General features: G+C 43.7%; 14 protein-coding genes. 11 read left to right on the forward strand and 3 right to left on the reverse strand.

Translation table 11 applies throughout. From position 1 onward, the window contains the following. Positions 1 to 15: 15 nt before the first annotated feature. From JMX83_RS00410 to JMX83_RS00425, 4 genes are all read left to right on the forward strand, one after another. The gene (locus JMX83_RS00410) at positions 16 to 228 is read left to right on the forward strand and encodes a PspC domain-containing protein (RefSeq protein ID WP_201597988.1); all 213 of its coding nucleotides are present in this window, start codon (positions 16 to 18) and stop codon (positions 226 to 228) included. Between the two features lie 451 nt (positions 229 to 679). After that, the gene (glyQ, locus tag JMX83_RS00415) at positions 680 to 1,666 is read left to right on the forward strand and encodes a glycine--tRNA ligase subunit alpha (RefSeq protein WP_201598181.1); all 987 of its coding nucleotides are present in this window, start codon (positions 680 to 682) and stop codon (positions 1,664 to 1,666) included. A 9-nt stretch (positions 1,667 to 1,675) separates the two neighbouring features. Beyond that, complete coding sequence (gene glyS, locus JMX83_RS00420; RefSeq protein ID WP_201597989.1) at positions 1,676 to 3,769, forward strand: glycine--tRNA ligase subunit beta; 2,094 nt, start codon at positions 1,676 to 1,678, stop codon at positions 3,767 to 3,769. Between the two features lie 249 nt (positions 3,770 to 4,018). Next, on the forward strand, positions 4,019 to 4,315 hold the full coding sequence (locus JMX83_RS00425; RefSeq protein ID WP_227675646.1) for a hypothetical protein: 297 nt from the start codon (positions 4,019 to 4,021) through the stop codon (positions 4,313 to 4,315). A 146-nt stretch (positions 4,316 to 4,461) separates the two neighbouring features. On the opposite strand, the gene JMX83_RS00430 is transcribed toward JMX83_RS00425, so the two are convergent. Next, the gene (locus JMX83_RS00430) at positions 4,462 to 4,908 is read right to left on the reverse strand and encodes a cell division protein ZapA (RefSeq protein ID WP_201597992.1); all 447 of its coding nucleotides are present in this window, start codon (positions 4,906 to 4,908) and stop codon (positions 4,462 to 4,464) included. Positions 4,909 to 5,015: 107 nt separating this feature from the next. Further along, a complete protein-coding gene (locus JMX83_RS00435) occupies positions 5,016 to 5,456 on the reverse strand; it encodes a hypothetical protein (protein WP_201597993.1) in 441 nt (146 codons plus the stop codon). A gap of 211 nt (positions 5,457 to 5,667) precedes the next feature. Here JMX83_RS00435 and JMX83_RS00440 point away from each other — a divergent pair, with 211 nt between their 5' ends. From JMX83_RS00440 to JMX83_RS00470, 7 genes are all read left to right on the forward strand, one after another. Next, positions 5,668 to 6,321 carry a UPF0149 family protein gene (locus JMX83_RS00440; protein ID WP_201597994.1) on the forward strand — a complete coding sequence of 218 codons (654 nt, stop codon included), beginning with the start codon at positions 5,668 to 5,670 and terminating at the stop codon, positions 6,319 to 6,321. Positions 6,322 to 6,380: 59 nt separating this feature from the next. Then, positions 6,381 to 6,863, forward strand: coding sequence for a deaminase (locus tag JMX83_RS00445; protein ID WP_201597995.1), 483 nt, complete (start codon positions 6,381 to 6,383; stop codon positions 6,861 to 6,863). 136 nt (positions 6,864 to 6,999) lie between these two features. Then, the gene (argE, locus tag JMX83_RS00450) at positions 7,000 to 8,259 is read left to right on the forward strand and encodes an acetylornithine deacetylase (RefSeq protein WP_227675647.1); all 1,260 of its coding nucleotides are present in this window, start codon (positions 7,000 to 7,002) and stop codon (positions 8,257 to 8,259) included. 135 nt (positions 8,260 to 8,394) lie between these two features. After that, a complete protein-coding gene (locus tag JMX83_RS00455; RefSeq protein ID WP_201597998.1) occupies positions 8,395 to 9,123 on the forward strand; it encodes a LysE family translocator in 729 nt (242 codons plus the stop codon). A 768-nt stretch (positions 9,124 to 9,891) separates the two neighbouring features. Next, positions 9,892 to 11,106, forward strand: coding sequence for an RtcB family protein (locus tag JMX83_RS00460; RefSeq protein WP_201597999.1), 1,215 nt, complete (start codon positions 9,892 to 9,894; stop codon positions 11,104 to 11,106). Between the two features lie 72 nt (positions 11,107 to 11,178). Further along, positions 11,179 to 11,730 (forward strand): DUF6756 family protein, encoded by a 552-nt coding sequence (locus tag JMX83_RS00465; RefSeq protein WP_201598000.1) that lies wholly within the window; start codon positions 11,179 to 11,181, stop codon positions 11,728 to 11,730. Between the two features lie 4 nt (positions 11,731 to 11,734). Continuing rightward, positions 11,735 to 11,971 (forward strand): hypothetical protein, encoded by a 237-nt coding sequence (locus tag JMX83_RS00470; RefSeq protein WP_201598215.1) that lies wholly within the window; start codon positions 11,735 to 11,737, stop codon positions 11,969 to 11,971. An 87-nt stretch (positions 11,972 to 12,058) separates the two neighbouring features. Here JMX83_RS00470 and miaB read toward each other — a convergent pair whose 3' ends face one another. Then, positions 12,059 to 13,552: a tRNA (N6-isopentenyl adenosine(37)-C2)-methylthiotransferase MiaB gene (gene miaB, locus JMX83_RS00475; protein WP_201598001.1), complete on the reverse strand. Its 1,494-nt coding sequence runs from the start codon at positions 13,550 to 13,552 to the stop codon at positions 12,059 to 12,061. Between the last annotated feature and the right edge of the window lie 254 nt (positions 13,553 to 13,806).

Below are 13,806 nucleotides of genomic sequence, written 5' to 3' on the forward strand. Positions count from 1 at the left end.
AGAGAGGTATTTAGTTTGGCTAAGTTAGCAAAATTACATCGCTCACAAAATAATCGCATGATAGCGGGCGTGATGGGCGGTATTGCAGAATATGTCGGTTGGTCACCTACGTGGGTCAGATTACTGTTTGTAATTGTCTCATCATTGAGTGCTGCCGTACCGGGTATTTTGATCTATATCGTATTATGGATAATCATGCCAAAAGCAAATAGCGATTCCTATCAGTAACCAGATTTAATATCTAGACATTAAGACCCGTTAAAAGAATCAAGTTTGTACCACAAGCAGTTGTCCAAAAAGTAGTCTCCAAAAATAAAAAGCCTGAATCATCAGGATGCCCAAGATACAATTTTCCTCCTGCCCGAATGCTCACGCATTTGGGTATTTTTTTGTTTTCAAGATTAGTCGCCGGTCAAGCATTTTTTATGATGATTTGGTCGTAAATCAGGGATATAGCCGCGTGTTTTTATCGACAACGCAAATTTAGTTAACGTAAATATGGATAAAATAGTCAATTTTTAGTAAGGTGAGCAGGCAAATAGCGTCGTTGCCAAATAGGTGACGAGTGCTATCAGAGATTTATTTAATCATACCCATTTCACAGTGACTTACTATGAAAACCCAAACTATGACATCCGAAGCGACAACCCCGATGATACAAGACAAAGACTCTCAACCGATGACTTTTCAGGACTTAATCCTAACCCTACAGAATTATTGGGCCGACAAGGGCTGCGTGGTATTGCAACCTTACGATATGGAAGTCGGCGCGGGCACGTTTCATACCGCTACGTTTTTGCGCTCGTTAGGTCCTGAGCGTTGGAATGCAGCGTATGTACAGCCGTCACGTCGCCCGACTGATGGTCGCTACGGTGACAACCCAAACCGCTTGCAACACTACTATCAGTTCCAAGTCGTGCTAAAGCCGAATCCACCTAATATCCAAGAGCTATATCTGGATTCGCTACGCGCTATTGGTATCGATCCATTGGTGCATGATGTGCGTTTTGTGGAAGATAACTGGGAATCACCAACGCTTGGCGCATGGGGACTTGGTTGGGAGATTTGGCTAAACGGTATGGAAGTGACTCAGTTCACGTACTTCCAGCAAGTCGGCGGTATTGAGTGCTTCCCAGTGACAGGTGAAATCACTTACGGTCTTGAGCGTCTGGCGATGTATGTGCAAGGCGTTGATAGCGTCTATGACTTGGTCTGGGCGGATGGTGAGTTTGGGCGTGTCACGTACGGTGATGTGTTCCATCAAAACGAAGTTGAGCAGTCGACCTACAATTTTGAACACGCTGATGTGCCAATGATGGGCGAGATGTTTGATTTTTATGAGCAGCAGGCAGATAAGTTGGTAGAAGCAGGATTGCCGTTGCCTGCTTATGAGATGGTGTTAAAAGCCTCTCATGCGTTTAACTTGCTTGATGCACGCGGTGCGATTTCGGTCACTGAGCGTCAGCGTTTTATCCTGCGTGTACGCACACTTGCGCGTAAGGTTGCGTTTGGTTATGTCGAAGCTCGTGCCAAGTTAGGCTTCCCATTGGCAGATGAAGCGCACCGCGCCGAAGCTCTTGAGAAGTACTTGCCCAAAGAAGACGCGGCAGCAGACAGCTTAACCAAAGAAAGCACTAATAACAATCAACCGACTAACAAGCAATAGGAGCATCCCATGAGTACTATTCTATTTGAACTGGGGTGTGAAGAGCTACCTCCAAAGAGCCTAAAACCATTACGCGATGCGCTGCAAGCCAGTGTCGCTGAGCAGTTGTCTGCAGCTGAGATTACCTTTGATAGCATCAAAGCCTTTGCCGCACCGCGCCGTTTGGCGATTCAAATTGAAGGCATTAGCGACAAGCAACCTGATCGCACTGAGCAAAAACGCGGACCAGCTATCAAAGCGGCATTTGACGCAGAGGGCAATCCAACCCGCGCGGCGATGGGTTTTGCCAAAGGCTTAGGTATTGAAGCGAGCGAGCTTACGACCATTAACACCGATAAAGGTGACTATGTCGGCTTTGAGCAAACGATCAGTGGTCAAGCGACTACCGAGCTACTGCCAGCGATTTTCCAAACGGCGTTAGATAGCCTACCGATTGCCAAACGTATGCGCTCAGGCGCAAGTCGCAACGAGTTTGTACGTCCAGTACAGTGGGTAGTATTGATGCAGGATGATACTGTCATTGATGCCACTATCCAAGGGCATGAGACAGGCTCGCAAACGCGTGGTCATCGCTTCCACAGCCCTGACTACCATAACATTGCTCATACCAATGACTATGAGCAACTGTTAGATGGTTTAAAAGTCGTGGCAGATTTTGATAAGCGTCAAATGCTGATCAAAAACCAAGTCAAAGCATTGGCAGATGAAGTTAATTCTGATGCTATCGTACCGCAGGATTTATTGGACGAAGTCACCGCATTGGTTGATTTCCCCATTGCATTACGAGCCAGCTTTGAGGCGCGCTTTTTACAAGTGCCACAAGAAGCGCTTATCTCGACCATGCAAGCGGATCAAAAGTATTTTTGCTTGACCGATAAAATTGGCAAATTGCAGCCTTACTTTATCTTTATCACCAATATTGAATCAAAAGATCCCAATCAGATTATCGAAGGTAATGAAAAAGTGGTGCGTCCGCGTTTGGCTGATGCAGAGTTTTTCTTCTTACAAGATCAAAAGCAGCCGTTATTTGCACTCACAGAGAGTCTGAAAACTCGCGTATTCCAAGACAAACTGGGGACGATTTGGGAGAAGTCTGAGCGTATTGCTAAGCTTGCCGCGTTTATCGCCACATTGATGCAGCAGCAAGGTCACGATATCAATGTCGATGACACCGTACGTGCGGGTATTTTGTCTAAAGCAGATTTGGCCAGCTCCCTCGTTGGTGAATATCCTGAATTGCAAGGTATCGCGGGTACTTATTATGCGCGTCTGAATGATGAGCCTGAAGCAGTTGCGGCAAGTTTAGAGGAGCAATACCTGCCTAAGTTCAGTGGTGATGTATTACCACAGACACCGATTGGCATCTGCTTAGCATTAGCTGATCGTTTGGATACGTTGGTTGGTATTTTTGCGATTGACCAAGTACCAACGGGTTCAAAAGATCCGTTTAGCTTACGTCGTTCTGCCATTGGTATTTTACGCATTTTGATTGAAAAGCAGTTACCGATTAATCTGGTGGCATTGGTTGAGCAAGCGATTAAAGGCTATAGCGATGCTGAAGGTAGCAAGATTGCCAAAATGGGCGATACTTTTACCCAAGTCATGGCGTTCTTAAACTCGCGCTATCGTGCGATGTATACCGAGCAAGGCGTTAGCGTTGATACGATTCAGGCTGTACAAGCGATTAACCCGCATATGCCGCTTGATTTTGATCAGCGTATTCGCGCCGTACAAGCGTTTAGTGAGCTGTCACAAGCGTCGATGTTGGCTGATTCAAACAAGCGTGTTGCCAATATATTGGCCAAATCAGAAGTGAGCGTTGCTGATACAGTTGATGAGACGCTACTGTCTGAACCTGCTGAGCAAAATTTATATGCAAATGTGAAGCAAGCACAGACAAGGGTACAACCATTGCTGGAGCAAGCGGACTATACGCAAGTATTGCAAACGCTGGCGAGCTTAGATGAGCCATTGACACAGTTCTTTGATAATGTGATGGTTAATAGTGAAGATGCGGCGCTCAAAAACAATCGCTTGGCATTGCTCAAGCAGGTACGCGCCTTGTTCTTGACTGTAGCTGATATCAGTGAGTTACAGCTATAACTGCTAGCCTTTAATCTTAGGTTTTGATATAAAAACTGGCTCAATGTGGCCAGTTTTTTGTTGCTATAGCACTTGGGTATTTGTCAGTGCCATTAATGACAATCCAGCATAATCAACAATTAACCGTAAAGTCATTGTGCCATTGCCATTATTGACGGTAAAATTTATGCATTCGAGCGTATTGGATCATGGTAAGTGTCATCACTCTTGTTATTCATTACGTTTATTTGTCATTGAAGGAGCGCTGCCGTGTTTGCCGTTATTATTGTCATTCTTATTATCTGGGCTTCCATGTGGGCTTTTTACAAGTTTATGTACCCACGTCCACCCAAAAGCATGATGCCAAAAGAGGGTGATGTCACCACACCGCGTCAGTGCAATTTTTGTGGTAACAGTTTGGCGGAGTATCGCGGTGTCCTTGAAACTAAGCCTAGCTTAGCGACAACCAGTGATGGTAATACTGAATCAGCCCAAGAATTATTCTTTTGCAATTATGAGCATCAGGCAGACTTTCACGCAGGCAAGACTTACAAACCTTATGCGTAAGTAGATAGATAAAAACGATTGAACATAAAAAAGCGCTTAGCTTTAGTAGGCTAAGCGCTAATAGGTTTGATGCTTTTTCATCATATCGCACACTATTAGATCATGCATGTTTTGAACGATCTGTTTGCTTATAAAACACTGCTAACTTAAAGAATAGAGTGGGCGTCTTTCATGATTTTATTTAACAATGCCTGTGATTGCTTATCTTTTTGTACACGGTCTTCATCACTTCTTTGATTGGCATGGATTTTTTCGTATAAATTCAAGCAACACAGTACTAGTATGCTTTCTTGACTGAGGCTTGGTGCATCTCGCTTTAGATCAAGCGCATAGTTATTGATATAAGACACCGCTGATAGCAGTTCTTCTTGCTCATGTACTGGGCAAAAAATTGGATAAGTAACACCAGCAATCGCGATATCTACTTTTTTGATTTGTGGTTCTGGCGCTTTAGGTGTCTTGGTATTCGATTCTGCCATGGCGCTTGATATATTTGATCCTGTGGCTGTCGTTTTTTGCGCTGCTGATGGTGCATTTGGCGCTTGAGTATTTTTTGGTTGTTTGTCTATCGATTTACTTTGGTCATCGGTCATGATACATCCTACAATGTCTGGTCAGTGAAATGAGTGATATCAGGTTTTACAAATAGCGTTGGGCGGTTTGATAAGTAGCATATTTTGCTATCTATTACAGGAATGCGTTAGCCTTCTGCTTGATCGATAAGGGTCAGGCGTTGCAATACTACTTGCGTGCGCTCGGCGGCTAATTGGTTCTTCTTTTGCAGTTCACTGTTTTGTTGTTTGATATCGCTATATTGCTGCTTCAATTCATTATTGTGCTTTTGCAGCTCGCTATTTTGTTGTTGTAATTGACTGATTTGTTTTTGCAGTTTGTCTTGTTCTTCACCGATCATATGATGCGCTTCTGCGAGACTCTGATAGCGCTTGTCGAGATCGTTCAGTTGCTTTTTGGCACCGTCACGTTCGCTATGACTATTATCGAGCTTTGTCTTTAGAGCGGCAAATTCTTTAGAGTCGGTGACAGGGTGTTGTTTAAGGCTGCTAAGTTCAGCACTGACAAGCTGATACTGTTTTTTGATGTCGAGTACCATTTTTTCTAATATTCTAAGTTGATCATACATAGTCAGTTTTTATCCTTAACAAGTAAGCGTGAATGAATTTTGTTCGCTGCATTTAATAATGCCATAGGTGACCGCATAATATCTATATCAACAAAGTAATTACAAGCACAAGGCTTTGTATTTTTACTTTTATTTATCGATGATTTGTCCCTGACATTTTATCGCGATTTTTTTATTTTATAAGTAACACTTAATCACTAGGACATCTGTTATGAATGATAATATCTCTGGCTGGAATACTTGGCTGACTGCGTTTGACGACTGGACTGACGTGTCTATCAGTGAAGTGCATGGCCTAATGACAGGGCTCATGACGGCCTGTAACGCGCCTGATGAAGCAACATGGGCGAAGGTGTTTGAAGAGCTGAGCTTTGCGCCACTACCAGAGGCTGCATTGACCTTGTTGACAGAGGAAGCAGAAGACACCGTGTTTCAGTTAAAAGATAAAGATGATGCTTACGCCTATATGCCGCTCATCCCTGATGATGAACATGATTTATACGAGCGTGTGATGGCATTGAAACAGTGGTCAAACGGCTTTATGACGGGTTTTGGTATTACTGATTGCGGTTTGACCAGTGAAGAGAATGAGATGTTATCTGATTTGGCTAAGATCGGTGCGATTCGTTTAGAGGAAGATGAAGATTTTGAAGGTGGTGAAGAGTCTTATCTTTATATCTATGAGTTTGCTCGTATGGTGCCAGTGAGCTTTGCGACGCGTAAACGTAAGCCTGTGAAAGACATCGCGCTGATTGCTGGACTGTCTATCAATGCCAAAACCACCAAAGAGCTACAAGCAGAAGGCAGGTTACCAAAACCGATGCCGCCAGTGCTTGACGTGATGAATCAGAATAATCCATCATAAGTGATACTATTTGACAACAGCCATCGTGATTTGCGATAAAAGAACAAAGGAAGGCAAGGATGATCACGGATAATGACAGGCAACATCTGCGTCGCTGTATTGAGCTTGCCACCGAGGCCTTAGACGCAGGTGATGAGCCGTTCGGTAGTGTATTGGTTGATGGTGAAGGTCATGTGCTATATGAGGATCGCAATCGTATCAACACAGTCGATGCCACTTATCATCCTGAAATCGCTGTCGCAAAGTGGGCGGCTCAAAACATGACGGTCGATGCACGAGCCGTAGCTGTGGTTTATACCTCAGGTGAGCACTGTGCCATGTGCGCGGCGGCGCATGCTTGGGCAGGTCTTGGTTGCATTGTCTATATCAGCTCATCCAAGCAACTGAGCGAATGGATGAAGGAGATGGGTGCGGGGTCTGCATCACCAGTGAGTAGTTTACCCATTCAAGCTGTTGCTCCAAACGTGCCAGTGACAGGACCTATTTCAGGTCTGGATGAAGAAGTAAGAGCTTTACAGCGGCGCTCATTCCAAAAAGGGTAGCGCCTACTTATTTTATGCCATTTCGAAAACCAAAGTTGTGAGTAAACGAGTGCCAGTATATTTGATAAGCTTGGCAAGTTTCACTTAGCGAGTGGTGTATTTTGGAGTTGGCACTATATCGTAATAAGGATATTTTATGATCCAAGATATTAATAATACAGCTAATGGTAATGACGTTGGCAATAATAACGACAGCCAGTTAAATAGTACTGAGCATCCAACACATAGCCTTGACTGGCTGACGCGCCTGATCGCCTTCGATACGGTCAGTCGGCACTCTAACCTAGCACTGATCAATGATATAAAAGCGTACTGTGAACAGCTGGGTCTGACGGTAGATTTGACCTTTAACGAGGCAAAAACCAAGGCCAACTTGTTTGCGACCGTACCCGCTGGTGAAAACGCTGACATCGTGAATAACGGTTTGGTGTTGTCTGGCCATACGGATGTCGTACCCGTTGATGGTCAGGACTGGACATCAGATCCATTTACGGCAACGATACGTGGTGACAAACTATATGGACGCGGTGCGTGCGATATGAAAGGTTTTATCGCGTGTGCGTTAACGATGTTGCCACAAGCAGTACAGTTATCCAATAACGGTCAGCTGCGTCGCCCATTGCATCTGGCATTTTCGTTCGATGAAGAGGTGGGCTGCTTGGGTGCGCCATTGATTTTGGCAGACCTAAAAGCGCGCGGTATCACCCCTGATTACTGTATCGTCGGTGAGCCGACCAATATGGCGATGGTGGTCGCGCACAAAGGCATCGCGGTATATCGTTGCCGTGTCCATGGCAAATCAGCGCATTCTTCATTGATTGCACAAGGTGTCAATGCGATCAGCTATGCAAGCAAATTGGTTGGCTACGTCGATACGCTTGCCGAAGAGCTGAGCGCTCGTGATGATAATGATGCATTGTTTACGGTGCCTTATTCGACATTGTCAGTAGGTACTATACACGGCGGCACAGCCACCAATATCGTGCCCAATCTGTGCGAGTTCACCTTTGACTACCGTAACCTGCCGCACATGACGCAAGACGATATACTGGAACCTATTCAAGCAAAAGTCGCTGAGCTAAATGCGCAAATGCAAGCACGTGCGCCTGAGACGGGTATCGAGCTGATGCAAGAAGAGAGCGTCCCAGCAATGACGGATAATGACAGCGCTGAGCTACAGTCATTGATAGCTGCGCTGACTGGTGACGACGAGCGTCATAAAGTCGCTTATGCGACGGAAGGTGGTCAGTTTACCAATGCAGGTATCCCAACGATCATCTGCGGTCCTGGTAGTATTGAACAGGCGCACAAAGCGGATGAATATGTTGAGTTGATCGAAATCGAACGTTGTGACGGCTTTTTGCAAAAACTATTAGACAGTTGTACCGTCAAGTAGCCTATAAAAATGCTAAACATATGTATATAATATAAGTAAGTATAAAAATACCGTCTCAATGGCGGTATTTCTTTTTTTGGCGATATGGCTGTTCGTATAAGAACCATTTATATATAACAAAGTAGGGGTTAGCTGATGTCTTGGCATCTGTTTGCAGTATTTTTCGCAAGTACGTTTTTGATTTCCGCGACCCCAGGTCCCAATATGCTACTGGCATTCCAGTATGGTATGAACTATGGCGTGAAGCGGACGTTATGGACGCTGGCAGGTTTGAGCCTTGGTCTATTTGTATTACTGCTATCGACATTGTTGGGACTAGATGTGATCAGCCGTCAATCGCCTTGGCTGCTCACAATTATCAAAGCGGTGGGCGCGGCATACTTGGTGTATTTGGGGATTAGCTCATGGCGTGATGCGGGTGATGGTAGCTTGATGAGCGATGCCAAAGAGTTAAGTGCAGAGGTTGAAGCCGACTACGATGTTTTTGATGGTAAAGCCGATAAACCACAGCCACGCTCGCTGTCGAGTGCAGCGGTCAAGGCAGGCCCCAGTAACCTTATTCTGTTTCGTACGGGTGTTTGGGTGTCCTTATCCAATCCAAAAGCGATCTTATTCTTCGCGGCCTTTTTTCCTAAGTTTATTAATTTTAGTGCGCCGCTATGGCCGCAATATATCTTATTGACCATTGGGCTATTCATGAGCGAAACCATTTGGCAGATCGTATATACCTTAGGCGGTAAAAAGCTGGCAAGCTGGCTTGATGTCGGTAATCGCTTAGCATGGCTCAATCGTGGTTGCGGCATTATCTTTATCATAATTGCAGCGGCTTTGTTTACTGAAGTAATTAATAGTTTTATGGTATAAAAAGTTATTAGTTATTATTTGAAATAATTACTTTGTTAAATGAATGGTCTCTGTTATCGAGTTTTTTTGTTATTTAAAAATTAATAGTTGACAATATTTTTTAAATCGTTATTATTATCTCACTGATTTATAGTCTTGCTATAAATTTCTAATAAATCTGCTACTGTCGCCCTGACATTAGCCACAACCTATGGAGGAATCATCGTGTCCTATATAACTGTTAAGACGTTTTTAAAGATTGAATGTATGAAAAGCATGACAACAATGAAGACTTCGAAAAGGTTTGGCTAAATTTATATATAGCTATTGAGTGATATTCTATCTATTCATATCAATGAATAGCCTCCTATATGTACTCGCTCCATCCTTCTTCTAAATCTACTTTGTTAAAATAGTGATGCGATAGTGCTAAGTAGTTTCGTGCTTGCCGTTATCTGCTTATCCAACATTCTGCTGTATCTTTATTACCAAAAAATTATTCACGCTAACACTTAGCGATTGTCTACCTGTGCGCATAATATTTACGCCCTCATTTTTGGTATGAAAGATTCTTCTTTAAAACGTCCATAATAAATCAGCCATAATTTTTATTGATTTTTAATTAATAAAAATACGGTTTTTTATTGCCTATTATTTCTTAATTGACGATTTTATTTCTTGTTAAACATTATGTTTAATCGAGATAGATAAGTAATGTCTAAAAAATATAAATAGGCGAATTAAAAAAGTGTATGGCTTTAAAAATAAAAAAAGTGGAAAAAATAAATAATGAGCATTCAATTAGTATTAAATAAAAATAGTCAACATGGAGTACCTGTCAAGATTTACACTTCTGATATCGAGCAAGGTGCGATGCAGCAGTTACGCAATTTAGCCCAGCTAGAGTTTGTACATTCGCACATTGCGGTTATGCCTGATGTACATGTGGGCAAAGGTGCAACCGTTGGCAGTGTGATTCCGACCAAGTCTGCCATCATTCCTGCGGCGGTCGGTGTGGATATCGGCTGCGGTATGAACGCCGTGCGCTTATCCCTGACTGCAATTGATTTACCTGATAGCTTAAGGTCATTACGCTTGGTAGTGGAGCAACAAGTGCCTGTGGGTTTCAACATGCACAAGCAAATCCAAGCGAAAAACTCCACACTTGATCCGCTCGGCAAACGCCTAAAACCGATTACCGATAAGCATCCGGGCTTGCTTAAAATGCTTAAAGGTTTTGAGCGTACGTGGGCGAAGCAGCTGGGTACACTTGGCGGTGGCAATCATTTCATCGAGCTGTGCTTAGATGAAAACCAAGACGTTTGGGTAATGCTGCATTCTGGTAGCCGCGGTATTGGTAACTGTATCGGGCGCTACTTTATCAATTTGGCCAAAAAAGAGCGTCAATCGCGCTTTGGTCATGTGCCCGATCGTGATTTGTCGTATTTTGCCCAAGGGTCTGACAGCTTTGCCGATTATGTTGAGGCGGTCGGCTGGGCGCAGGATTACGCGCTAGAGAATCGCCGCGAGATGATGCGTTTGGTGATTAAGGCGCTGCAATCACCGCAAGCAGGGTTGCCACGATTTCAGCTGACCAAAGAGGCCATTAACTGTCATCACAACTATGTCAATGAAGAGGTGCATTTTGGCGAGCAGGTTTACGTGACGCGTAAAGGTGCAATCAGTGCTTATGCCGGTGAGCTTGGCATTATCCCCGGATCCATGGGTGCAAAATCCTTTATCGTCCGTGGTCTAGGCGCGGCAGAATCGTTTTGCTCTTGCTCACACGGGGCGGGGCGACAGATGAGCCGTGGTAAAGCGATACGCGCGTTCACCATTGATGAGCTAAAAGCGCAAACCGATGGTGTTGAATGTCGTAAAGACAAAGGCGTTATCGATGAGATACCCGGCGCGTACAAAGACATTGATGAAGTGATGGCCAATCAAAAAGATTTGGTTGAAGTGGTGCATACGCTAAAACAAGTCATGTGTATTAAAGGCTAGCTTTTTCATGAAACTTGATCTTGCTTTGACTGTCAGCATCTTATGACGCAAGATCAAATTGAGGAGACAATTATGAGAGATTATCCTTATATCAATAAAAATGGTAAGAAAAGACCTCAATCAAAAGAGTGGGCTGATATACGAGCAGAGATTATGTGCTTGAAAACTGAGCTGAATCTAACGGATAAATCTTTTCGAGTTCTAACCCCTTACGATGATTACAAAGGCATAGAAGAGCAGATTTATCAAACCTTTTGCAAAATTGAAAATGGTAAAAGCCGTCCAGTTTGGTTATGGCAAAATCTGATACAAGAAACGTATTCAATAGAAATCAAAGATTCTCTTGAGAATTACTTGTTACGCTTAATTCAGCCCAATGAAAGTGTTTGGTTTGGTGTCACAGGAACATTCAAGGAGCGTTCAAAAATCTGGTTTTACGAGGGTAAAGTTGAGGCAATAATAAAAATACTCGATGAAATCTGCTTCTTTGACGAGTGCTATTTTGTTTCTAAAAATTATGATTGGCTCATCTGTAACAATCACCATGACATCTTGATGGCCACAGGTAAAGACATGCCACAAAAATTAAAGGCTATAGAAAATGTAGCAAAGAATAAAGGATAAAATAATGAGCTTAAAACAAATGTTAAAAAAGGCCAAACAGATTGAGCGACAGCTAGCACAACAACAGGCGGTAGGCACAGAGCCATCACATGGCGCAGTGAAACCGCGTAATTATTTGGCACTGGATCCGCTGTTAAGAAAGGGTGGTCTTCATGAAAAGGAAGATATCGATATCGTCCGCAAGAAACGTCGCCGTGAGACCAAGCAGCAATTACGGAAGACAGATTGGTTATCAGAATAGTGATGATTAACATTCACCCACAAAAAAGCCGTTCGCTATTATAGTGAACGGCCTTTTTTTATTTAACTAGAATTGTTATATGTAGTTCTATGCCAACACTTCGATTAGCTCGCCTTTTACCATGTGCGGGCTGACAAAATCAGTGATGCGCACGCTGACGAGTTTACCAAGTAACTCATCCATTTTGTCTTCGTCATAAGGGAACATGACCGTACGCGTATTATCCGCTGTACCAATTAGGCAGTCAGGGTGACGATTGGCAACTTGTTCAACCAAGACGCGAGTAGTGGTGCCGACCATCTCATGCGTTTTGGCAAGCGTTGAATCGATAATAACTTTTTGGAACTCAGCCAAACGCGCTTTTTTAGTCGTGAAGCTTACGTCATCTGGCAGTTCTGCTGCTGGCGTGCCAGGACGCTTGGAGTAGATAAAGCTGTACGAGTGATCGAAGTTCAATTCTTTTGCCAAGTTTAAGGTATCTTGGAAATCTTGTTCCGTCTCGCCAGGGAAGCCAATGATAAAGTCGCTCGACAAGTGAATATCTGGACGAATAGCTTTAAGCTTATTGATCTGATTGATATAAACATCAATGGTATGGTTACGCTTCATCGCTGCCAAGATAGCATTTGAGCCACTTTGAACAGGTAAGTGTAGGTGCGATACCAACTCTGGCAATTGTGCATAAGCATCAATGATATCATCGGTAAACTCAAGCGGATGGCTGGTTGTATAGCGAATACGCTCGACACCATCGACGTGCGAGACATAATGCAGCAGCTCAGCGAAACGGCAAATACTGCCATCGTCTTTTTCGCCACGATAGCCGTTGACGTTTTGACCGAGTAGGTTGATTTCACGCACACCTTGCTCGGCAAGGCTATCAATCTCTGCCAATACATCATCAAGCGGGCGTGACAACTCTTCGCCGCGCGTATAAGGCACGACGCAGAATGAGCAATACTTTGAACAACCTTCCATGATTGAGACAAAGGCTTTATAGCCTTCTACTCTTGGCTCAGGTAAAAAGTCGAACTTTTCAATACTGGGGAAGGATACGTCAATCGTACCGATACGGTTTTTGGGCGCGATATCACGCTGCTCATGTGATTGATCATATAGTTCTGGCAGACGGTGCAAGGTTTGCGGGCCAAACACCATATCTACATAAGGTGCGCGTTTTTGGATGTTGTCGCCTTCTTGTGAGGCCACGCAGCCGCCAACGCCAATCACCAGATCAGGACGTTTTTCTTTGAGTTTGCGCCAACGGCCTAATTCTGAAAAGACTTTTTCTTGGGCTTTTTCACGGATAGAGCAGGTGTTCATCAGCAGCACGTCGGCTTCATCGATATCATGTGTCACTTCCATACCGTGTGAATCGCCGAGCACATCGAGCATTTTGTCAGAATCATAGACATTCATCTGACAGCCTTGAGTAGTAATGAATACCTTCTTAGTTGCGGCTTTTTCGACGGGCGCTTGGGCTGGACCTGGTTCTTTGAGTGCAGTGACAGCACGTGCGGTGACAGTCGTCTCAGCAGCAGCATCGTCATCGATGCGGGGATTGAATACAGTAACACTCATAAGGATAAGTCCATGATTGACCAAAAATATAGCGGAGTAGCCGATTAACAAGTGGCGTATTTTATCACAACCCTGTACCAATGTGAAAAATTAGCATAGGCGATGGGTCGTCAATATGATAAATAATTCATAGCAGTATCAATTATTTACTGTGATTAATATTACCATTTATAAAAACTGAGGCTCGTTATCATTTCTATGTTACACCGTGCTGTCCTATTTATTAACAAAAGGTAAAGGAGATAGTTGAAAGT

Source organism: Psychrobacter piscatorii, assembly GCF_904846415.1.
GTDB lineage: Bacteria > Pseudomonadota > Gammaproteobacteria > Pseudomonadales > Moraxellaceae > Psychrobacter > Psychrobacter piscatorii.